This window comes from Streptomyces sp. CB02400 (genome assembly GCF_001905725.1).
GTDB classification, from domain to species: domain Bacteria; phylum Actinomycetota; class Actinomycetes; order Streptomycetales; family Streptomycetaceae; genus Streptomyces; species Streptomyces atrovirens.
In genome coordinates this window covers 179,855-200,580 of record NZ_LIWB01000010.1, presented here as the reverse complement: position 1 = coordinate 200,580, position 20,726 = coordinate 179,855, and the positions used below count along the sequence as shown (strand labels likewise).

Annotated in this window: 20 protein-coding genes; 13 read left to right on the top strand and 7 right to left on the bottom strand. The window is 72.3% G+C overall.

The window, feature by feature from the left end; all coding sequences use genetic code 11:
- Positions 1–114: 114 nt before the first annotated feature.
- The gene (locus AMK33_RS24120) at positions 115–1,068 is read right to left on the bottom strand and encodes an FAD-dependent oxidoreductase (protein ID WP_073935034.1); all 954 of its coding nucleotides are present in this window, start codon (positions 1,066–1,068) and stop codon (positions 115–117) included.
- A 66-nt stretch (positions 1,069–1,134) separates the two neighbouring features.
- On the opposite strand from AMK33_RS24120, the gene AMK33_RS24115 reads away from it, so the two are divergent.
- A complete protein-coding gene (locus AMK33_RS24115; RefSeq protein ID WP_073935033.1) occupies positions 1,135–2,157 on the top strand; it encodes an oxidoreductase in 1,023 nt (340 codons plus the stop codon).
- Positions 2,158–2,205: 48 nt separating this feature from the next.
- On the top strand, positions 2,206–3,852 hold the full coding sequence (locus AMK33_RS24110; protein WP_073935032.1) for an ABC-F family ATP-binding cassette domain-containing protein: 1,647 nt from the start codon (positions 2,206–2,208) through the stop codon (positions 3,850–3,852).
- 178 nt (positions 3,853–4,030) lie between these two features.
- On the opposite strand, the gene AMK33_RS24105 is transcribed toward AMK33_RS24110, so the two are convergent.
- Together AMK33_RS24105 and AMK33_RS44740 are read right to left on the bottom strand one after the other, a co-directional pair.
- Positions 4,031–6,373, bottom strand: coding sequence for a Tex family protein (locus AMK33_RS24105; protein WP_073935031.1), 2,343 nt, complete (start codon positions 6,371–6,373; stop codon positions 4,031–4,033).
- A gap of 105 nt (positions 6,374–6,478) precedes the next feature.
- Positions 6,479–6,610, bottom strand: a complete 132-nt coding sequence (locus AMK33_RS44740; protein WP_267883264.1) for an LPFR motif small protein — start codon at positions 6,608–6,610, stop codon at positions 6,479–6,481.
- 155 nt (positions 6,611–6,765) lie between these two features.
- Here AMK33_RS44740 and AMK33_RS24100 point away from each other — a divergent pair, with 155 nt between their 5' ends.
- Both AMK33_RS24100 and AMK33_RS24095 read left to right on the top strand, forming a co-directional pair.
- The gene (locus tag AMK33_RS24100; protein WP_073935030.1) at positions 6,766–7,728 is read left to right on the top strand and encodes a GlxA family transcriptional regulator; all 963 of its coding nucleotides are present in this window, start codon (positions 6,766–6,768) and stop codon (positions 7,726–7,728) included.
- Between the two features lie 10 nt (positions 7,729–7,738).
- A complete protein-coding gene (locus AMK33_RS24095) occupies positions 7,739–8,389 on the top strand; it encodes a DJ-1/PfpI family protein (RefSeq protein ID WP_073935029.1) in 651 nt (216 codons plus the stop codon).
- Here the strand turns inward: AMK33_RS24095 and AMK33_RS24090 are convergent.
- Positions 8,361–9,116: an enoyl-CoA hydratase/isomerase family protein gene (locus AMK33_RS24090; protein ID WP_073935028.1), complete on the bottom strand. Its 756-nt coding sequence runs from the start codon at positions 9,114–9,116 to the stop codon at positions 8,361–8,363. The two genes, AMK33_RS24095 and AMK33_RS24090, sit on opposite strands and share 29 nt — an antisense overlap.
- A 112-nt stretch (positions 9,117–9,228) precedes the next feature.
- Here AMK33_RS24090 and AMK33_RS24085 point away from each other — a divergent pair, with 112 nt between their 5' ends.
- Positions 9,229–9,891 carry an HdeD family acid-resistance protein gene (locus AMK33_RS24085; protein WP_073935027.1) on the top strand — a complete coding sequence of 221 codons (663 nt, stop codon included), beginning with the start codon at positions 9,229–9,231 and terminating at the stop codon, positions 9,889–9,891.
- Positions 9,892–10,028: 137 nt separating this feature from the next.
- Complete coding sequence (locus AMK33_RS24080; RefSeq protein WP_073935026.1) at positions 10,029–10,484, top strand: ATP-binding protein; 456 nt, start codon at positions 10,029–10,031, stop codon at positions 10,482–10,484.
- A gap of 1 nt (position 10,485) precedes the next feature.
- Here the strand turns inward: AMK33_RS24080 and idi are convergent, their stop codons facing one another.
- The 3 genes from idi to galE form a co-directional block, all read right to left on the bottom strand.
- A complete protein-coding gene (gene idi / locus AMK33_RS24075) occupies positions 10,486–11,079 on the bottom strand; it encodes an isopentenyl-diphosphate Delta-isomerase (RefSeq protein WP_073935025.1) in 594 nt (197 codons plus the stop codon).
- Between the two features lie 158 nt (positions 11,080–11,237).
- Positions 11,238–12,176, bottom strand: a complete 939-nt coding sequence (locus tag AMK33_RS24070) for a cation diffusion facilitator family transporter (RefSeq protein WP_073935024.1) — start codon at positions 12,174–12,176, stop codon at positions 11,238–11,240.
- Between the two features lie 147 nt (positions 12,177–12,323).
- Entirely contained in the window at positions 12,324–13,295 is a 972-nt protein-coding gene (gene galE, locus AMK33_RS24065) for a UDP-glucose 4-epimerase GalE (protein WP_073935023.1), read from the bottom strand.
- 285 nt (positions 13,296–13,580) lie between these two features.
- Here galE and AMK33_RS24060 point away from each other — a divergent pair, with 285 nt between their 5' ends.
- From AMK33_RS24060 to AMK33_RS24030, 7 genes are all read left to right on the top strand, one after another.
- A complete protein-coding gene (locus AMK33_RS24060; protein ID WP_073935022.1) occupies positions 13,581–15,401 on the top strand; it encodes a DUF5941 domain-containing protein in 1,821 nt (606 codons plus the stop codon).
- Positions 15,398–16,150, top strand: coding sequence for a phosphocholine cytidylyltransferase family protein (locus tag AMK33_RS24055; RefSeq protein WP_073935021.1), 753 nt, complete (start codon positions 15,398–15,400; stop codon positions 16,148–16,150). Before AMK33_RS24060 ends, AMK33_RS24055 begins: the two co-directional genes overlap by 4 nt.
- Positions 16,138–17,199, top strand: a complete 1,062-nt coding sequence (locus tag AMK33_RS24050; RefSeq protein WP_073935020.1) for an iron-containing alcohol dehydrogenase family protein — start codon at positions 16,138–16,140, stop codon at positions 17,197–17,199. The genes AMK33_RS24055 and AMK33_RS24050 overlap by 13 nt, the downstream gene beginning before the upstream one ends.
- Complete coding sequence (locus AMK33_RS24045; RefSeq protein WP_073935019.1) at positions 17,177–17,956, top strand: CDP-alcohol phosphatidyltransferase family protein; 780 nt, start codon at positions 17,177–17,179, stop codon at positions 17,954–17,956. The genes AMK33_RS24050 and AMK33_RS24045 overlap by 23 nt, the downstream gene beginning before the upstream one ends.
- A gap of 8 nt (positions 17,957–17,964) precedes the next feature.
- Positions 17,965–18,837: a glycosyltransferase family 2 protein gene (locus tag AMK33_RS24040; protein WP_073935018.1), complete on the top strand. Its 873-nt coding sequence runs from the start codon at positions 17,965–17,967 to the stop codon at positions 18,835–18,837.
- A 99-nt stretch (positions 18,838–18,936) separates the two neighbouring features.
- On the top strand, positions 18,937–19,872 hold the full coding sequence (locus AMK33_RS24035) for an ABC transporter permease (RefSeq protein WP_073935017.1): 936 nt from the start codon (positions 18,937–18,939) through the stop codon (positions 19,870–19,872).
- Positions 19,865–20,641, top strand: a complete 777-nt coding sequence (locus tag AMK33_RS24030) for an ABC transporter ATP-binding protein (RefSeq protein WP_073935016.1) — start codon at positions 19,865–19,867, stop codon at positions 20,639–20,641. Before AMK33_RS24035 ends, AMK33_RS24030 begins: the two co-directional genes overlap by 8 nt.
- Positions 20,642–20,726 lie beyond the last annotated feature (85 nt).

The window sequence follows — 20,726 nt, the reverse complement described above, 5'->3', positions numbered from 1 at the left end:
CGTGCCTCTCCCCGTGCCTCAAGGGCCTGGGAGGTACCCCCAGGCCCTTGAGGCACGGGTGGGCGCGACGGCGCCTTGTGAACGCCGGTCGGCCAGGCGCGGCCCCGGCCGGGTTCAGCGGGCGGCAAGTACTGCCGCCTCCTCCGCACAGCCCCACGCCACCGTGACCCCCGCACCCCCGTGACCGTAGTTGTGCACCAGGGCCCGCCCGCCCGGCAGGGCCACACGCTCCAGCCGCACCGCGTCCCGAGCCGGCCGCAACCCCACCCGATGCTCCAGAACACGCGCCCCCGCGACAGCCGGACACAGCACCGCACACCGCCGCACGATCGCCTCGGCCACCTCCGGATCCGGTTCCAGGGACCACGCGTCCTCCTCCGCCGTACCCCCCAGCACCAGCCGCCCCGGCTGCGGGAAGAGGTACGCCATCGAACCGTCCGCCCCCGTGGACACCGTCCACGTACGGACCCCCGGATTCTCCACGACCACCAACTGCCCCCGCACCGGCCGCACCGAGCGATCCGGCACCAGCTCCCGCGCCCCCAGCCCCGTGCAGTTGACCACCACCGCCGCACCGGCCTCCGCCAGGTCCGCCACCGTACGCGTCTCCACCGCACCCCCCGCCGCCAGGAACCGCTCCCGCAACCACGCCAGATGAACCGGCATGTCGATGAGCGGCAGCCGCGCCCACACCCCCGACCCGACGGGATACTCCTCGGCCGTCGCCACGCGCAGCCCCGGCAGCCGCGCCGCTGCCCACGCGCCGACCTCGTCGAGCCCCGTCTCGCCCAGTACCCCTTCGGCCATCCGTACGCCCGTGACCTCCGGCCGCGCCGCCAGCTCCTCGTACACCTCCAGCGAGCGCAGCGCCCACGCGCGCACCGACGCCACCGGCTCGATCCGGTACGGCCACCACAGCGCGCCCGCGACCGCCGAGGTGGTCCGCCCGACCGGGTCGCGCGTCCACAGCCGTACCCGTACGCCGCGCTCGGCGAGCACCACCGCCGTCGTCAGCCCGACGACCCCGCCGCCGATCACCAGGACATCGCGGTCCAGTTCGGTTCCCATCGGGGGACCGTAGCGGAATATGTCATGCCGTGCTCAGGTCCGTCCCGCGGTGGGAATACTCACGGCATGTCTGCCGAGTACGCGACCTTCGGCCTGGCACCGGCGACGAGAGCCGGTGGACTCCTCGCCGACGGTGACTACCAAGTCCACCGGGACTTCGTCGACTTCGTCGTCGACGGATGCCCGCTGCTCTTCCGCCTCTCCGACCTGGACGCCGTCTCCCCGCTCGCCTCCGACGTCCCGCCCTCCCTCTTCACCGCCCAGGTCCACAGCCTGCTGCTGGAGACCGAGGCACCGCTGCCCGCCGGCCGGTACATCGTCTACGGCTGCCCCGAGTGCGAGGACCTCGCCTGCGGCGCGGTGACCGCGGTCATCGAACGGGACGGCGAGGACTTCATCTGGCGCGACTTCGCCTGGCAGACCGACGAGCACGCCGACCTGGAGCTCAACGGCTACCACGGCCTGGGCCCGTTCCGCTTCCAGGGCACCGAGTACCGTACGGCCCTCGCCTCCCTCCTCGACGGCGACGTCCCCGGCGCCCGCCGCCGGGTCCTGCTGATCGGCGCCCGGGTCGCCCTGCTCGCCAAGCTCGCCGCGGCCCTGCGCACCATCGGCATCGGCGCCGACATCGCCCACGACGCCGACGGAGTCCCCGCCGACGAACTGCGCGGCTACGGCGCCGTGATCTTCGGCCGGTCGGTGAGCGCCGGCGAACGCGACGCCGTCCGCCGCGCCTTCGCCGGCGCCGGCGTCGACGTGCCCTGCGTCGACGGCTTCGCCCCCGTCGTCCCGCTCCTCGTCGCCCAGACCGAACAGGCCCTGGAGCGCGGCCCGCGGGACCGGCGCCGCCTGACGGAACTCACCGCCGCCGGCGACGTCGCGGAGCTGGAGGTCACCTCGTCCTGCCGGGTCAGGCTCACGGCGTACCGGACCGACCGCCTCTCCCGCACCCGCACCCAGGACCTCTTCGACGGCGTGCTCGAACCCGGCCGCCACCGCGTACTCCTGGACGCCAAGGCGCTGAAGGGCGAGGCATACCTCGTGGCGCGCACCGGCGGGACCGTCCTGGTGACGGAGGCGAGGCGGTGAAAACCGGGGGGAGGCCCGCCGCGCCCGACCGTTAGGATCGGCGGTCTGATGACTGCCACCCTCGTCGCCAAGAACCTCGCCGCCGGGCACGGCGACCGCTCCCTGTTCACCGGTCTCGACCTCGTCGTCGCGCCCGGCGACGTGATCGGTCTGGTCGGTGCCAACGGCGCGGGCAAGTCCACGCTGCTGCGCCTGCTCGCCGGTCTCACCGCACCGGAACAGGGCGAGCTGCGCCTCTCCCCGCCCACCGCGACCGTCGGGCACCTCCCGCAGGAGCCGGAGCGCCGGCCCGGCGAGAGCGTACGGGCGTTCCTGGCCCGCCGTACCGGTGTCGCCGAGGCCCAGCGGGCGATGGACGAGGCGACCCAGGCCCTGGTCGACGGGGCGCCGGGCGCGGACGACGCGTACGCCACCAGCCTGGAGCGCTGGCTGTCCCTGGGCGGCGCCGACCTCGACGAGCGCGCCGAGGAGGTCGCCGACTCCCTCGGCCTGGCCGTCGGCCTGGACCAGCCGATGACCTCACTCTCCGGCGGCCAGGCGGCCCGCGCCGGCCTCGCCTCCCTCCTCCTCTCCCGCTACGACGTCTTCCTCCTCGACGAGCCGACCAACGACCTCGACCTGGACGGCCTGGAACGCCTCGAACGCTTCGTGACCGGTCTGCGCGCCGGCACGGTCGTCGTCAGCCACGACCGCGAGTTCCTCACCCGCACGGTCACCAAGGTCCTCGAACTCGACCTCGCCCAGCGGCAGATCAACCTCTACGGCGGTGGCTACGAGGCCTACCTGGAGGAGCGGGACGTGGCCCGCCGGCACGCCCGTGACGAGTACGAGGAGTACGCCGACAAGAAGGCCGCGCTCCAGGACCGGGCGCAGACGCAGCGCGCCTGGATGGACAAGGGCGTGAAGAACGCGCGCCGCAAGGCGGGCAACGACAACGACAAGATCGGCCGCAAGTTCCGCAGCGAGGCCAGCGAGAAGCAGGCCGCGAAGGCGCGCCAGACGCAGCGCATGATCGAACGCCTGGAGGTGGTCGAGGAGCCGCGCAAGGAGTGGGAGCTGCGCATGGAGATCGCGTCGGCCCCTCGCTCGGGCGCGGTCGTCGCCACCCTCCGGGACGCCGAGGTCCGACGCGGCGACTTCACGCTCGGCCCGGTCTCCCTGCAGATCGACTGGGCGGACCGGGTGGCGGTGACGGGCGCGAACGGCGCCGGCAAGTCCACGCTGCTCGGCGCCCTCCTGGGCCGCGTCCCGCTCGACGCCGGGCACGCGGCGCTCGGCTCCGGCGTCCTGCTCGGCGAGGTCGACCAGGCCCGCGCGCTGTTCCACGGCCCGGAGACCCTGCTCGACGCGTTCCGCCCGGCGGTCCCCGACCTGGACCCGGCCGACATCCGCACTCTCCTGGCCAAGTTCGGCCTCAAGGCGGACCACGTCGTGCGCCCGGCGGCCACCCTCTCCCCGGGCGAACGCACGAGGGCCGCCCTGGCCCTCCTCCAGGGCAGAGGCGTCAACCTCCTGATCCTCGACGAGCCGACCAACCACCTGGACCTACCGGCCATCGAACAACTCGAATCAGCCCTCAACACCTACCAGGGCACCCTCCTCCTGATCACCCACGACCGCCGCATGCTCGACGCGGTCCGGGTAACCAGACGCCTGGAGGTGACGGACGGCAAGGTGACGGAGACCCCCGCGTAGCTGCGGGCAGTCATTCCCGCCCGCCCCCTCCGCGGGCAGTCACCCCGCCCCTCCGCGGGCAGTCACCCCGCCCCTCCGCGGGCAGTCGTGCCGCCAGGGCGGCACGGGTGGGCGCGGGCTGCACCCGGCAAGCACCGGCCCGCGCACCCACCCCCGCCCAGCCCCGACGAGGGTGCGCCTACGCCAGCCCGGCCCGCCGCAGCGCGTCAGCCATCGCCCCGTTGGCCGGAGCAGGCGCAGCAGACTGCCCCTTCCCTCCGGAACGCCCCTGCTGCCGCTGCTTCGGCGGCCGACCCCCTTGCCGCTCCCCGCGCTGTCCCCGCTGCTCCCCTTGAGGCGCAGCCTCGTCGTCCAGCCGCAACGTCAACGAGATCCGCTTCCGCGGGATGTCCACCTCAAGCACCTTCACCTTGACGATGTCCCCCGGCTTCACCACATCCCGCGGATCCTTCACGAACGTCTTCGACATGGCCGACACATGCACCAGCCCGTCCTGGTGAACACCGACATCCACGAACGCCCCGAAGGCGGCCACATTGGTCACCACACCCTCGAGCACCATCCCGGAGGCCAGATCGGAGATCTTCTCCACCCCCTCCTTGAAGACGGCGGTCTTGAACGCCGGCCGCGGGTCCCGCCCCGGCTTCTCCAGCTCCTTCAGGATGTCGCCCACGGTCGGCAGACCGAACTTCTCGTCCACGAAGTCCCCCGGCCGCAGCGACCGCAGCACCGCCGTGTTCCCGATCAGCGCGGAGACCTCCGCCCCGGAGGACTTCACCATCCGCCGCACCACCGGATACGCCTCCGGGTGCACGCTGGAGGCGTCCAGCGGATCGTCACCGCCGCGGATCCGCAGGAAGCCCGCACACTGCTCGTACGCCTTCGGGCCGAGCCGCGCCACCTTCTTCAGCTCACCACGCGACCGGAACGGACCGTTGTCGTCCCGGTGCGCCACGATGTTCTCGGCGAGCCCGGACGTGATGCCGGAGACCCGCGCGAGCAGCGGCGCCGACGCGGTGTTGACGTCCACACCCACGCCGTTCACACAGTCCTCCACCACCGCGTCCAGCGAACGCGACAGCTTCACCTCGGACAGGTCGTGCTGGTACTGGCCGACGCCGATCGACTTCGGGTCGATCTTCACCAGCTCGGCCAGCGGGTCCTGGAGCCGGCGCGCGATCGACACCGCGCCGCGCAGCGACACGTCCATGTCGGGCAGCTCCTGGGAGGCGAAGGCGGAGGCCGAGTACACGGAGGCGCCCGCCTCGGACACCATCACCTTGGTCAGCTTCAGCTCGGGGTGCTTGGTGATGAGTTCACCGGCGAGCTTGTCGGTCTCGCGGGACGCCGTGCCGTTGCCGATCGCGATCAGCTCGACCGCGTGCTCCTTCGCCAGCCGCGCCAGCTTGGCGATCGCCTCGTCCCACCGGTTGGCCGGAACATGCGGATGGATGACGTCCGTGGCGACGACCTTGCCGGTCGCGTCCACCACGGCGACCTTCACGCCCGTACGGAAACCGGGGTCGAGGCCGAGCGTCGCGCGGGTGCCGGCCGGGGCGGCGAGCAGCAGGTCGCGCAGATTGGCCGCGAAGACCCGCACCGCCTCGTCCTCGGCCGCCGTACGCAGCCGCAGCCGCAGATCGATGCCGAGGTGCACCAGGATGCGCGTACGCCAGGCCCAGCGGACCGTGTCGCCCAGCCACTTGTCGGCCGGACGCCCCTGCTGGGAGATCCCGAACCGGTCGGCGACGATCCCCTCGTACGACGACGGGCCGTCCACCGGCTCCTCGGGCTCCAGGACGAGGTCGAGGACCTCCTCCTTCTCGCCGCGCAGCATCGCCAGGACCCGGTGTGAGGGCAGGTCGGTGAACGGCTCGGCGAAGTCGAAGTAGTCGGAGAACTTCGCGCCCGCCTCCTCCTTGCCGTCACGCACCTTCGCGGTCAGCCGCCCGCGCACCCACATGCGCTCGCGCAGCTCGCCGATCAGGTCGGCGTCCTCCGAGAACCGCTCGGTGAGGATCGCCCGCGCGCCGTCCAGGGCGGCCCCCGGATCGGCGACACCCTTGTCGGCGTCCACGAACGCGGCGGCCGCGGCGAGGGGTTCGACGCCCGGATCACCGAGCAGCCTCTCCGCCAGCGGCTCGAGCCCCGCCTCACGTGCGATCTGCGCCTTGGTACGCCGCTTGGGCTTGTACGGCAGGTAGATGTCCTCCAGGCGCGCCTTGGTCTCCGCGCCCAGGATCCGCGCCTCGAGTTCGTCGGTGAGCTTGCCCTGCTCGCGCACCGACTCCAGGATCGCCGTCCGGCGCTCCTCCAGCTCCCGCAGATAGCGCAGCCGCTCCTCGAGCGTGCGCAGCTGCGCGTCGTCGAGCATCTCGGTCGCTTCCTTGCGGTAGCGGGCGATGAAGGGCACCGTCGAACCGCCGTCGAGCAGTTCGACGGCAGCCCTGACCTGCCGCTCCCGTACGCCGAGCTCTTCGGCGATCCTGCCTTCGATGGACCCTGCGAGGGGTGTCGTCACGTTCCCGTACCGCCTTCTCCACTGAGGTTGCGCGGCAATTGTGGCAGGTGACGCCGACAATCGGGGATCAGGGCGGCGACTCGCCCGGGGACCGCACGGGCGGCGTCAGGCGCGACGGCCCCGGGCGGTGGACGAGGCCCCGCCGAACAGCCTGGCGAGCGCCCGGAACGGCAGGGTCACTACGGTGGCGATGGCCCCGCCGATCTGGCGCAGGACATCCGCGATGGCACGCAGCACGTGTCTCTCCTTCCGTCTCCCGGCCCCGTCGGCCGGGTCTGACTGCGTGTACCTCGTCAACGCTTCAACATGCACGCCGTTCCGGTCCGGGCATGGCAGGAAAGGTGGGGAACACGTCGTTGCGGCCATGCCGGGCGCCGCCAAGAATCGACGGCATGGCGCAGCGAACCGTTCTCGTCGTCCTCTTCGACGGCGTGCAGAGCCTCGATGTCACCGGTCCCGTGGAGGTCTTCGCGGGCGCCGAGCAGCACACCCCGGGGACGTACCGGCTGAGCACCGCCTCGCTGGACGGCGCTCCCGTACGCACGACCAGCGGGCTGACCGTCGTACCGGACGGGGCCCTGGCCGACGCGCCGGAGCCGCACACGCTGCTGGTGCCCGGCGGCCGGGGCACCCGCCGGCCCGACCCGCGGCTGACCGACTGGCTGCGCCGGCACGGGCCGCGCGCCGAGCGGCTGGTCTCCGTCTGCACGGGAGCGGTCCTGCTCGCCGGGGCCGGGCTGCTGGACGGCCGTCGCGCCACCACGCACTGGGCCTACTGCGACACGCTGGCCCGGAACCACCCGGCCGTCGAGGTCGACCCGGACCCCATCTACGTCCGGGACGGCCAGGTCGCCACCTCCGCCGGCGTCACCTCGGGCATCGACCTCGCGCTCGCCCTGGTCGAGGAGGACCTCGGCCGTCAGGTCGCCCTCGCCGTGGCCCGGCACCTGGTGGTGTTCCTGCGCCGGCCCGGGAACCAGGCCCAGTTCAGCGCCCAGCTCGCCGCCCAGACCGCGCGGCGCGAACCGCTGCGCGAGGTCCAGCAGTGGATCACCGAGCACCCCGGCGCCGATCTGAGCGTCGAGGCGCTCGCCGCCCGCGCCGCCCTCTCGCCGCGCCACTTCGCCCGCGCCTTCCACACCGAGACCGGCATGACACCGGGCCGCTACGTCGACCGGGTCCGGCTCGAACACGCCCGCCGCCTGCTGGAGGACACCGGAGGTGGTGTCGAGGAGATCTCCCGCGCCAGCGGTTACGGCACCCCCGAGGCGATGCGGCGCGCCTTCGTCCGCACCCTCGGGGCGTCACCGGCGGAGTACCGCCGCCGTTTCCGGCCCGCCCCCGCCCACACCTGAAAGGCCACCGATGCAGATCGCCATCGTCCTCTTCGACCGCTTCACCGCCCTCGACGCGGTGGGCCCCTACGAGACCCTCGGCCGTCTCCCGGACGCGGAGACCGTGTTCGTCGCCGAACGGGCCGGGCCCGTGCGCACCGACACCGGCACGCTCGCGCTCACCGCCGACAAGACCCTGGAAGAGGTGCCGAGCCCGGACATCGTCGTCGTCCCCGGCGGCCCCGGACAGACGCCCCAGATGGAGAACGGGACCCTGCTGGAGTGGCTGCGCGCCGCCGACGCGTCCAGCACCTGGACGACGTCCGTGTGCACCGGGTCCCTGCTGCTGGCCGCCGCCGGCCTCCTCCGGGGGCGCCGGGCCACCTCCCACTGGCTGGCGCTCGACCACCTGAAGCGGTACGGCGCCGAGCCGACCGGGGAGCGGGTGGTGACCGACGGCAAGTACGTCACCGCGGCCGGTGTCTCCTCCGGCATCGACATGGGGCTCACCCTGCTCGGCCGGATCGCCGGCGACGAACACGCCCAGGCCGTCCAGCTGCTCACCGAGTACGACCCGCAGCCGCCCTACGACGCCGGTTCCCCGCAGAAGGCGCCCGCGCACCTCGTCGAGGAGTTCCGGTCGAAGAGCCGCTTCATCCTGACGCAGGCACGCTCCAGGTGAAGCGCGGCGGCCTGCGCTCCAGGAACGCGGCGACGCCCTCCGCGGTGTCGCCGCTCTCCTGAGCTCGCTCGCTCCAGTACGCGTCCCGGTCGGTGCGGCCGTTCGCGAACTCCTTCGCCGCCGCCTGCGTCAGTCGCGACCGGGACGCCAGGACCCGGGTGAACTCGGTGACCCGCTCGTCCAGTCCGCCCCCGGGCAGCACCTCGTCCACCAGACCGGTGCGCAGCGCCCGCCCGGCCTCGATCAACTCGCCCGAGAACAGCAGGTACTTGGCGGTGGCCGGACCGACCAGGGAGACCAGTCGCCGGGTCGCGGAGGCCGGGTAGACGATGCCGAGCTTCGCCGGGGTCACCCCGAACCGCGCCCCCTCCTCGGCGAACCGCAGATCGCAGGCGGCCGCGAGCTGTGCCCCGCCGCCCACGCAGTGCCCGCGGACCGCCGCCAGGGTCGGCTTGGGGAAGGCGGCGAGCGCCTCCTCCGCCGCCACGGCCAGCCGCTGCGCCTCGAGCGGCGACCCCCGGAGCGTGGAGATGTCGGCGCCGGCGCAGAACGTCCCGCCCTCACCGGTGAGCACCAGCACCCGTACGTCCGGGTCGGCCGCCAGCGTTTCCAGCAGCGGCGGCAGGGAACCCCACATCGCGGCCGTCATGGCGTTGCGCTTCTCCGGATGGCGGATGACGACCGTGGCGACGTGCTCGGTGACGCCGTGCAGCAGCTGGGGCTCCATGCGCCGGATGCTATCCGCCCCGGTCGGCGCCCCGGCCGACAGGGCTCCACCGGCGGGGGAGGGGCGGACGGCGGAGACTGGGAAGAGGGGAAACGGGAGCGAGGAGGCAGTCATGGCCAAGTCCACCAAGCCCCAGGGCGAGGCCGCGAAACTGAGCCGCGGCTTCAGCTGGCTCGCCGTACTCGGCGTGATCCTGGTCGTCGCGGGCCTGGTCGGCCTGATCTACACCGGCCTCGCCACCCTGACCTCGATGCTGCTGTTCGGCTGGCTGCTGCTGATCGGCGGCCTGATCGGACTGCTGCACGCCGTCCAGGCGCGGCACACCAACTTCTTCTGGCTCGGCGTGGTCGTCGCGGCCCTGAACATCGCGGCCGGCGTGGTCGTCCTGAAGACACCGGAGGCTGCGGCCGAGGCGCTCACCATGTTCGCCGCGCTGCTGTTCCTCACCGGCGGGGTGTTCCGCCTCGTCGGCAGCCTGGTGGTGCGCGGGCCGCAGTTCGGCTGGACGCTGGTGCAGGGCGCCTTCGGGCTGCTCCTGGGCATCCTGGTGCTGGCCACCTGGCCCAGCAGCAGCCAGTACGTCATCGGTACGTTCTTCTCCCTCTCCCTGCTCTTCGACGGGCTCGGCCTGATCGCCACCGGCTACGGCGGACGCCGGATCGTCGGCATGGTCTCCGACCGGCTGGCCGGCGAGAAGGCGGCCACGACGCGGGCGCCGGGGGAGAAGCCGCACGGCGGCGATCACCGGGCCGCCGAACCCGTACAACCCGAATAGTTCGCCGACCCGGCACAGGGCGGACCGGAACGGTCCCGCAAGCGACCGTGTCATACGCGGACGGTCGGAAACGCTCGATATCCGCTGACTTCTGTTCAGGGGTGGGGAGCGGGGCCGATGGGCCCAACACTCGACGTGTGGTGACAATCGAGCGTGAGAGCGGCGATCCGCTGCCGTACGAAGGTGTCTGGCGATTCACCGCCCCGGCCGTCGACGCCTCGGTCCCGCAGGCCCGCCACGCCGTGCGGGACCTGCTGCTGCGCCAGGGGGTGCCGGTCGCGGACGACATCGTGCAGGGACTGCTGCTGATCGTCTCCGAGCTGGTCACCAACGCCGTCCGGCACGCGGCGCTGCTGTCCCCGACGCTCGCCGTCGAGGTCGCCGTCGGCGCCGAGTGGGTCCGGGTTTCCGTGGAGGACAACCACCCCTACCGGCCCACCGCCCTGGAGACCGACCACGGCCGCACCGGCGGCCGCGGACTGCTCCTGGTGCGGGAGATCACCCGCGAGGCGGGCGGAGCGTGCGACGTCGAGCACACCACCACCGGCGGCAAGGTCATCTGGGCCGCCCTGCCGCTCAAGCAGATTCCCTAGGTCACCAGCCCGCCGACGGGCCCGTCAGTTCGCGGACCGCCGGGCGGGCCGCGTCCAGGACGGTCGGGAACCAGGCCGAGAAGGTGTCCTTCGCGTGCCGTTCCGCCAGCTCCGCCGGGGTCACGAACGCGGTGGTCGCCACCTCCTGCGGGTCCGGCCGCGGCGGCGACTGCACCATGCCGACGAAGAGGTGGTTGTACTCCTGCTCCACCAGGCCCGAGGCCGGGTCCGGGTGGTTGTAGCGGACCGTGCCGGCCTCGGCGAGCAGCGACGGGGAGACGCCCAGCTCCTCGAAGGTCCGCCGGGCCGCCGCCGCGAACGGCGCCTCACCGGGGTAGGGGTGACCGCAGCAGGTGTTGGACCACACACCGGGGGAGTGGTACTTGCCCAGCGCCCGCTGCTGCAGCAGCAGCCGCCCGCGCTCGTCGAACAGGAACACCGAGAACGCCCGGTGGAGCTGCCCCGGCGGCTGATGGGCGGCGAGCTTCTCCGCCGTGCCGGTCGTCACGCCGTCCTCGTCCACCAGTTCCAGCAGGATCGGCTCGGCGGCGCCGCTCGACGGGCTGTTCGTCGCGGTGGCAGGTGTGATCGGCATACCCATCCTTCACTCGGTCTTCGCGCCCCAAGTCTGCCGCACGAATCCGGCACTCCCGGCACTCCTTGACGCGCCCGCATGTCCCCGGGGCGCCCGCACGGGGGCGGAAGGCCGCGTACTCCGGCGCATCGGCGCGCGGCGGAGCGCGTGGACCAGTCCTAATGGCACAGACGCGCCTCGTGCTCCGCGTGCCCGCCGGGCTCCAGCTGGAAGGTGCAGTGCTCCACGTCGAAGTGGGCGCCCAGGCAGTTCTGCAGCTCGTGCAGCATCTTCTCGTGGCCGATGGTGTTCAGGACGTCGGAGCTGACGACGACGTGCGCGGAGAGCACCGGCATCCCCGAGGTGATCGTCCAGGCGTGCAGGTCGTGCACGTCCTCCACGCCGTCGGTGGCGAGGATGTGCTCCCGCACCTGAGCCATGTCCACGCCCTTGGGCGCCGCCTCCAGCAGGACGTCCAGTGTCTCGCGCAGCAGCTTCACGGTGCGGGGCACGATCATCAGCGCGATCAGCAGCGAGGCGATCGGGTCGGCGACCGTCCAGCCGGTGGTCAGGATCACCAGCGCGGACAGCATCACCGCGACCGAGCCGAGCGCGTCCGCCACCACCTCCAGGAAGGCGCCGCGCACGTTCAGGCTCTCCTTCTGCCCGCGCATCAGCAGGGTCAGCGACACCAGGTTCGCGACCAGGCCGATCGCGCCGAACACCATCGCCAGGCCGCCCTTGGTGTCGGCCGGGGTGACGAACCGCTCGATCGCCTCGTACAGCACGTAGCCGCCGACGCCGAGCAGCAGCACACAGTTGGCCAGGGCGGCGAGGATCTCCGCGCGGGCGAGGCCGAAGGTGCGGTGCTCGCTCGGCGGGTGGCTCGCGAAGTGGATCGCGAGCAGCGCCATGCCCAGGCCCAGGGCGTCCGTCGCCATGTGGGCCGCGTCCGTGACCAGCGCGAGCGAGTCGGCCAGCACACCGCCGACGATCTGGACCACCATGACACCGAGCGTGATCGCCAGCGCCACCCGCAGCCTGCCGCGGTACGCCGCACTCGCGGTACCGCCGGCGGGCGCGCCGTGCGCATGCCCGTGGTCGTGCCCAGCCCCCATGAAACGGCCCCTTCCTGTGACCCCGTCCGGATCACAGTGAACTACGGGGAGGGGGTATCCGCAACGCGGCACTGAACACCGTTGTCATGTGCCCTGACCTGCGCAAACGATGCGCAGGTCAGACGGTGGACAACAGTCGCGCGGCGCTCAGCGGCCCTGGTGCAGCCGCCATCCCCGCCACGCCGACTCGATCATCTCCCGCACCGAGCGCCGGGCGGTCCAGCCGAGCCGCTCGGCCGCGCGGGCGGCCGACGCCACCGCGCGGGGCGCGTCGCCGGGGCGGCGGCCCTCGACGAGCGGGGCCCGGGTGTCGCCGGTGACCTCGCCGATGACCGTGATCAGCTCGCGCACCGAGACGCCCTCGCCGCGGCCGATGTTCACCGTCAGGTCTCCCGAGAGGTCCCCCTCGGACAGCCTCCGGGCCGCCGCCAGGTGCGCCTCCGCCAGATCGGCCACGTGGATGTAGTCACGGACGCACGTGCCGTCCGGCGTCGGGTAGTCGTCGCCGAAGATGCGCGGGGCCTCGTCGCGGGTGAGCCGGTCGAAGACCATCGGCACGATGTTGAAGACACCGGTGTCGGCCAGCTCCGGCACCGCCGCCCCCGCCACGTTGAAGTAGCGCAGGCACACCGTGTCGATGCCGTGCGCCCGGCCCGCCGCCCGGACCAGCCACTCCCCGGCGAGCTTGGTCTCGCCGTAGGGGTTCGCCGGGGCGCAGGGGGCGTCCTCCGTGATGAGGTCCACACCGGGGTCGCCGTACACGGCCGCGGACGAGGAGAAGACGAAGCGCCCGATCCCGGCGTCGGCGACGGCGTCCAGGAGTGTCCCGAGGCCCCCCAGGTTCTCCCGGTAGTACGTGGTCGGGTGCGCCACGGACTCGGCGGGCTGCTTGCGCGCGGCGAGATGCACCACTCCCGTCACCCCGTGCTCCGCGCACACCCGCTTCAGCAGCTCGCCGTCCAGCGACGATCCCCTGACCAGCGGGACGTCGGCGGGCAGCCGCGCCGGCACCCCGGCCGAGAGGTCGTCCAGCGCCACGACCCGCTCCCCGGCACCGGTCATGGCCCGCGCCACATGTGCCCCGATGTAACCGGCCCCGCCGGTGATCAGCCATGTCATGGTCGCCCACCCTATGCCGAGCGGACCCGGCAGTCCCCAATGTGTGGATTCAGGCCAAATGACCGTTCTGGTACGGCGGTTTGTGGGCCGGGCCCCGCATCACCGATGATGATCGCGGCGGAGGCGCGGGCGAACCATGCCGATCCGGCCGTCGAACAGGCGGTGAACACGGGCTTCCGGACATCCGATAACCTCTGCCGACATGCCGCCCGGAGGTACCGCACGGGCGCCTCATCGTGTACATGACCGGCGTCGACGCGTCGGCACCCAGGGAGTGAGATTCGGTTGTCGACCGCCATCCTCACCGGCCAGCCGGTCCCCGGTTCGTCACTCGAGGGCGATCTGCGCTCCCTCGGCTTCGACGTACGGACCGCGTCCGGTATCGCCGAGGCCGGGACCCTGCTCGCCGGGGTGCCCGCGGGACAGCGGGTCGCCGTGGTCGACGCCCGCTTCGTGGGCCACGCGCACGCGCTGCGCCTCGGCCTCACCGACCCCCGCTTCCCGCTCTCCGCGATCCCCGGTGCCGTCACCGCCCAGCCGACCGGCCGCCAGGCCCTGATCCGCGCGATGGCCCGCGAGGACTCCGCGGCCGACGCCGGGCCGGCCGGCGCCACCGTCCTGGCCGACAGCCCCACCGACCGCGTCGTCACCGCCCTCGACGCCGAGGGCGCCGACGTGCACCGCCCCGAGCTCGGCAGCCTCGTCGCCACCGTCCCCGGCGACCCCCAGGCCCGCAACGAGGCCCGGCAGGCCGTCGCCGCCGTCGACGACGAGGCCGTACGCCTGAAGTCGGCCGTCAAGGCCCGCGACGGCTTCTTCACCACCCACTTCATCAGCCCGTACTCGCGCTACATCGCCCGCTGGTGCGCCCGCCGCGGACTGACCCCCAACCAGGTCACCACCGCGTCCCTGATCACCGCGCTCATAGCCGCCGGCTGCGCCGCGACCGGCACCCGCGGCGGCTTCGTCGCCGCCGGCGTGCTGCTCCTCGCCTCCTTCGTGCTGGACTGCACCGACGGCCAGCTCGCCCGCTACTCCCTGCAGTACTCCACCCTCGGCGCCTGGCTCGACGCCACCTTCGACCGCGCCAAGGAGTACGCCTACTACGCGGGCCTCGCCCTCGGAGCCGCCCGCGGCGGTGACGACGTATGGGCCCTCGCCCTCGGCGCGATGGTCCTCCAGACCTGCCGGCACGTCGTGGACTTCTCCTTCAACGAGGCCAACCACGACGCCACCGCCAACACCAGCCCCACCGCCGCCCTCTCCGACAAGCTCGACAGCGTCGGCTGGACGGTCTGGCTGCGCCGCATGATCGTCCTGCCGATCGGCGAACGCTGGGCGATGATCGCCGTCCTCACGGCCGTCACCACCCCCCGGATCACCTTCTACGCCCTGCTCATCGGCTGCGCCTTCGCCGCGACGTACACCACGGCGGGCCGGGTCCTGCGCTCGCTGACCCGCAAGGCGAAGCGGACCGACCGGGCGGCACAGGCGCTGGCGGACCTCGCCGACTCCGGCCCGCTCGCCCAGGCCCTCACCGGCCCGCTGAAGAACCCCGTGCGGCGCCTGCCCGGCTTCACCGCCCCCGCCGTCGCCCTGCTCGGCGGCCTCGCCGTCGTCGCCACGGCCCTGCTCACCGGCTTCGGCGGCCCCTGGACGATCGTCGCCGCCTGCGGCTACGCCCTGACCTCCGCCCTCGCCGTGGCCCGCCCCCTCAAGGGCGCCCTCGACTGGCTGGTCCCGCCGTTCTTCCGCGCCGCCGAGTACGGCACCGTCCTCGCGCTGGCGGCGAAAGCGGACGTGAACGGAGCCCTTCCCGCGGCCTACGGGCTGGTGGCCGCGGTCGCCTACCATCACTACGACACGGTCTACCGCATCCGCGGCAACGCGGGCGCGTCCCCGCGCTGGCTGGTGCGGGCGATCGGGGGGCACGAGGGCCGCACCCTGGTGGTCGCCGTCCTGGCGGCAGTGCTCACCGCCTCACAGTTCACGGTCGCGCTCACGGTCCTCGCCGTGGCCGTGGCCCTGGTGGTGCTCGTCGAGAGCATCCGCTTCTGGGCGTCCGCAGGGGCGCCCGCCGTACACGATGAAGGAGAACCCGCATGATCGGCCTCGTGCTGGCGGCCGGCGCCGGACGGCGTCTGCGCCCCTACACCGACAGCCTTCCCAAGGCGCTGGTGCCGGTGGGGCCCGCGGGCATAGAGGGCGAACCGACGGTCCTGGACCTCACCCTCGGCAACTTCGCCGAGATCGGCCTGACCGAGGTCGGGGTCATCGTCGGCTACCGCAAGGAGGCCGTCTACGAGCGCAAGGCCGCCCTGGAGGCGAAGTACGGCCTCAAGCTCACCCTCATCGACAACGACAAGGCCGAGGAGTGGAACAACGCCTACTCCCTGTGGTGCGGCCGTGACGCCCTCAAGGACGGCGTGATCCTCGCCAACGGCGACACCGTGCACCCGGTCTCCGTCGAGAAGACCCTGCTCGCCGCCCGCGGCGAGGGCAGGCGGATCATCCTCGCCCTCGACACGGTCAAGCAGCTCGCCGACGAGGAGATGAAGGTCGTCGTCGACCCCGCCAAGGGCATGACGAAGATCACCAAGCTGATGGACCCCGCCGAGGCCACCGGCGAGTACATCGGCGTCACCCTCATCGAGGGCGACGCCGCCGACGAGCTGGCCGACGCGCTGAAGACCGTGTGGGAGACCGACCCGCAGCAGTTCTACGAGCACGGCTACCAGGAGCTGGTGAACCGCGGCTTCCGGATCGACGTGGCGCCGATCGGTGACGTCAAGTGGGTGGAGATCGACAACCACGACGACCTCGCCCGCGGACGGGAGATCGCGTGCCAGTACTGACCCGGCTGATCCCCTCGCCGGTCGTCGTGGACATCCGCCCGGGTGCCCTCGACGACCTGGGCTGTGTCCTCGCCGACGAGCGCATCTCGCAGTCCGGCCGGCTCGCCATCGCCGTCAGCGGCGGCTCGGGCGCCCGGCTGCGCGAGCGGATCGCGCCCTCGCTGCCCGGCGCCGACTGGTACCAGGTCGGCGGCGGCACCATCGACGACGCGGTCCGGCTGGCGAGCGACATAAAGGGCAGCCACTACGACGCGGTCGTCGGCCTCGGCGGCGGGAAGATCATCGACTGCGCCAAGTTCGCGGCGGCGCGCGTCGGCCTGCCCCTGGTCGCCGTCGCCACCAACCTCGCGCACGACGGCCTCTGCTCGCCGGTCGCGACCCTCGACAACGACGCGGGCCGCGGCTCCTACGGCGTACCGAACCCGATCGCGGTCGTCATCGACCTCAATGTCATCCGCGAGGCCCCGGTCCGTTTCGTACGGTCCGGCATCGGCGACGCCATCTCCAACATCTCCGCGGTCGCCGACTGGGAACTGGCCCACCGCGTCAACGGGGAGAAGATCGACGGCCTGGCCGCCGCGATGGCCCGGCAGGCCGGCGAGGCGGTGCTGCGGCACCCGGGCGGGGTCGGCGACGACGGCTTCCTCCAGGTGCTGGCCGAGGCACTGGTCCTCACCGGCATCGCCATGTCCGTCTCCGGCGACTCCCGCCCCTCCTCCGGCGCCTGCCACGAGATCAACCACGCCTTCGACCTGCTCCACCCCAAGCGGGCCGCCGCCCACGGCGAGCAGTGCGGACTGGGCGCCGCCTTCGCGATGTACCTGCGCGGTGCCCACGAGGAATCGGCCGCCATGGCCGAGGTGCTCCGCCGCCACGGACTCCCGGTGCTGCCGGAGGAGATCGGATTCACGCCGGACGAATTCGTCCGGGTCGTCGAGTTCGCTCCGGAGACCCGCCCCGGGCGCTTCACCATCCTCGAACATCTCGACCTGAAGACCGAACAGATCAAGGACGTCTACGCCGACTATGTCAAGGCCATCGGTAGCTGAACTCCGTCCGGTCGTGCACCCCCCGGGGGTCAAGGACCGGCGCAGCGGTGAGCACTGGATGGGGCGCCTCTACATGCGCGAGGTGTCCCTGCGGGTGGACCGCTACCTGGTGAACACCAGGGTCACGCCCAACCAGCTCACGTACCTGATGACCGTCTGCGGTGTCCTCGCGGCCCCGGCGCTGCTGGTGCCCGGGATCACGGGGGCCGTCCTCGGCGTGGTCGCCGTCCAGCTCTACCTGCTGCTGGACTGCGTCGACGGCGAGATCGCCCGCTGGAGGAAGCAGTACTCCCTCGGCGGCGTCTACCTCGACCGGGTCGGCGCCTACCTCACCGACGCGGCCGTCCTGGTCGGCCTCGGCCTGCGCGCCGCCGACCCGTGGGGTTCCGGACGGATCGACTGGCTCTGGGCCTTCCTCGGCACCCTGGCCGCGCTCGGCGCGATCCTGATCAAGGCCGAGACCGACCTCGTCGGCGTCGCCCGCCACCAGAACGGGCTGCCGCCGGTGAAGGAGGCCGCCGCCGAGATGCGCTCCTCCGGCATGGCGCTGGCCCGCCGGGCCGCCGCCGCGTTCAAGTTCCACCGCCTCATCCTCGGCATAGAGGCGTCCTTGCTGATCCTGGTCCTCGCGATCGCGGACGCCGTCCAGGGCGACCTGTTCTTCACCCGCCTGGGCACCGCAGTCCTCGCCGGCATCGCCCTGCTGCAGACCCTGCTGCACCTGGTGTCCGTCCTCGCCTCCAGCAGGCTGAAGTGAGCGCCGGCATGAAGGTCGGCGCGGTGATCATCACCATGGGCAACCGCCCCGACGAGCTGCGCGCCCTGCTGGACTCGGTCGCCAAGCAGGACGGCGACCCGGTCCAGGCCGTGGTCGTCGGCAACGGCTCGCCCGTCCCCGAGGTCCCCGAGGGCGTCCGCACCGTGGAACTGCCGGAGAACCTCGGCATCCCCGGCGGCCGCAACGTCGGCATCGAGGCCTTCGGCCCCGGCGGCACCGACGTCGACATCCTGCTCTTCCTCGACGACGACGGCCTGCTCGCCGGCCACGACACCGCCGAGCTGTGCCGCCAGGCCTTCGCGGCCGACCCGGCGCTCGGCATCATCAGCTTCCGCATCGCCGACCCGGAGACCGGCGTCACCCAGCGCCGCCACGTGCCCCGGCTGCGCGCCTCCGACCCGATGCGCTCCTCCCGCGTGACCACCTTCCTCGGCGGCGCCAACGCCGTACGCACCAAGGTCCTCGCCGAGGTCGGCGGGCTGCCGGACGAGTTCTTCTACGCCCATGAGGAGACCGATCTGGCCTGGCGGGCCCTCGACGCCGGCTGGATGATCGACTACCGGTCCGACATGGTGCTGTACCACCCGACCACCGCCCCCTCGCGGCACGCGGTCTACCACCGCATGGTCGCCCGCAACCGGGTCTGGCTGGCCCGCCGCAACCTTCCCGCGCTCCTGGTCCCGGTCTACCTGGGCGTCTGGATGCTCCTCACCCTGCTGCGGCGGCCCTCGCGCCCCGCGCTGAAGGCGTGGTTCGGTGGATTCCGGGAGGGCTGGGCCACCCCCTGCGGACCCCGCCGGCCCATGAAGTGGCGTACGGTGTGGCGGCTGACCCGACTGGGCCGGCCCCCTGTCATCTGACAAGCTCGTATCCGGGAACATCGGGGCCGTACCCAGGCTCTCCGGCTCATGCCAGGCCCTCCGAGGGCCGCGCATCTCGAGGACGAAAGTTTTCCACCAGTGAGTGAGACCACGCACGACGGCACGGTCGCGGTCACCGCGCCCGTGCCGCCCGACGAGGGCCTGACGGCGGACCGGCTCGCCGCCAAGTACGGGCTGTCCGTCAGCGGCGCCCGGCCGTCCCTCGGCGAGTACGTCCGTCAGCTCTGGGACCGGCGGCACTTCATCCTCGCCTTCTCCCGGGCGAAGCTGACCGCCCAGTACAGCCAGGCCAAGCTCGGCCAGCTCTGGCAGGTGGCGACCCCGCTGCTGAACGCGGCCGTGTACTTCTTCATCTTCGGCCTGCTGCTCGGCGCCAACCGGGGCATCCCGAAGGACGTCTACGTGCCGTTCCTGGTGACGGGCGTGTTCGTGTTCACCTTCACCCAGAGCTCGGTCCTCGCCGGGGTGCGGGCCATCTCCGGGAACCTGGGACTGGTGCGGGCCCTGCACTTCCCCAGAGCCTCGCTGCCCGTCTCCTTCGCGCTCCAGCAGCTCCAGCAACTGCTGGCCTCGCTGATCGTGCTCGTCGCCGTGATGCTGGCGTTCCGCAGCTTCCCCGATCTGTCGTGGCTGCTGGTGATCCCGGCGCTGCTGCTGCAGTTCGTGTTCAACACCGGGCTCGCGCTGGTCTTCGCGCGGATGGGCAGCAAGACGCCCGACCTGGCCCAGCTGATGCCGTTCGTGCTGCGCACCTGGATGTACGCGTCCGGCGTGATGTTCAGCATCCCGGCGATGCTGCACGGCAAGGACGTGCCCACCTGGCTGGCCGACGTGCTGCAGTGGAACCCGGCGGCGATCTACATGGACCTGGTCCGCTTCGCGATGATCGACGAGTACGGCTCCTCGTACCTGCCCCCGCACGTGTGGGCGTTCGCGGCGGGCTGGGCGCTGCTGGCCGGCGTGTTCGGCTTCGTGTACTTCTGGAAGGCAGAGGAGAGGTACGGCCGTGGCTGACACCACCGACGAGAAGATCCCCACGGTCATCGCGGACGACCTGCACATCGTCTACCGCGTCAACGGCGCGAAGACCGGCAAGGGCAGCGCCACGGCGGCGCTCAGCCGCATCGTGAAGCGGGGCGAGGAGCGGGGCGTGCGCAAGGTGCACGCCGTGCGCGGGGTGTCCTTCGTCGCCTACCGGGGCGAGGCCATCGGGCTCATCGGCTCCAACGGCTCGGGCAAGTCGACCCTGCTGCGGGCCATCGCCGGACTGCTGCCCGCCGAACGGGGCAAGGTCTACACCGACGGCCAGCCCTCGCTGCTCGGCGTCAACGCCGCCCTGATGAACGACCTGACGGGCGAACGGAACGTCATATTGGGCGGGCTCGCCATGGGCATGTCCCGCGAGCAGATCAAGGCCCGCTACCAGGAGATCGTCGACTTCTCCGGCATCAACGAGAAGGGCGACTTCATCACCCTGCCGATGCGGACGTACTCCTCCGGCATGGCGGCCCGGCTGCGCTTCTCCATCGCCGCAGCCAAGGACCACGACGTCCTGATGATCGACGAGGCGCTGGCCACCGGCGACCGCAAGTTCCAGAAGCGCTCCGAGGCCCGCATCCGGGAGCTGCGCAAGCAGGCCGGCACGGTGTTCCTGGTCAGCCACAACAACAAGTCGATCCGCGACACCTGCGACCGCGTGCTCTGGCTGGAACGCGGTGAGCTGCGCATGGACGGCCCCACCGACGAGGTGCTCAGGGAATACGAGAAGTTCACGGGGAAATAGCCCGGTGCCAGGAGGGCCCCGCCGGAACTGTCCGGCGGGGCCCGGCGTCTGCGAAGGAGACGTCAACTCCGGCCGCCCGGTGGAA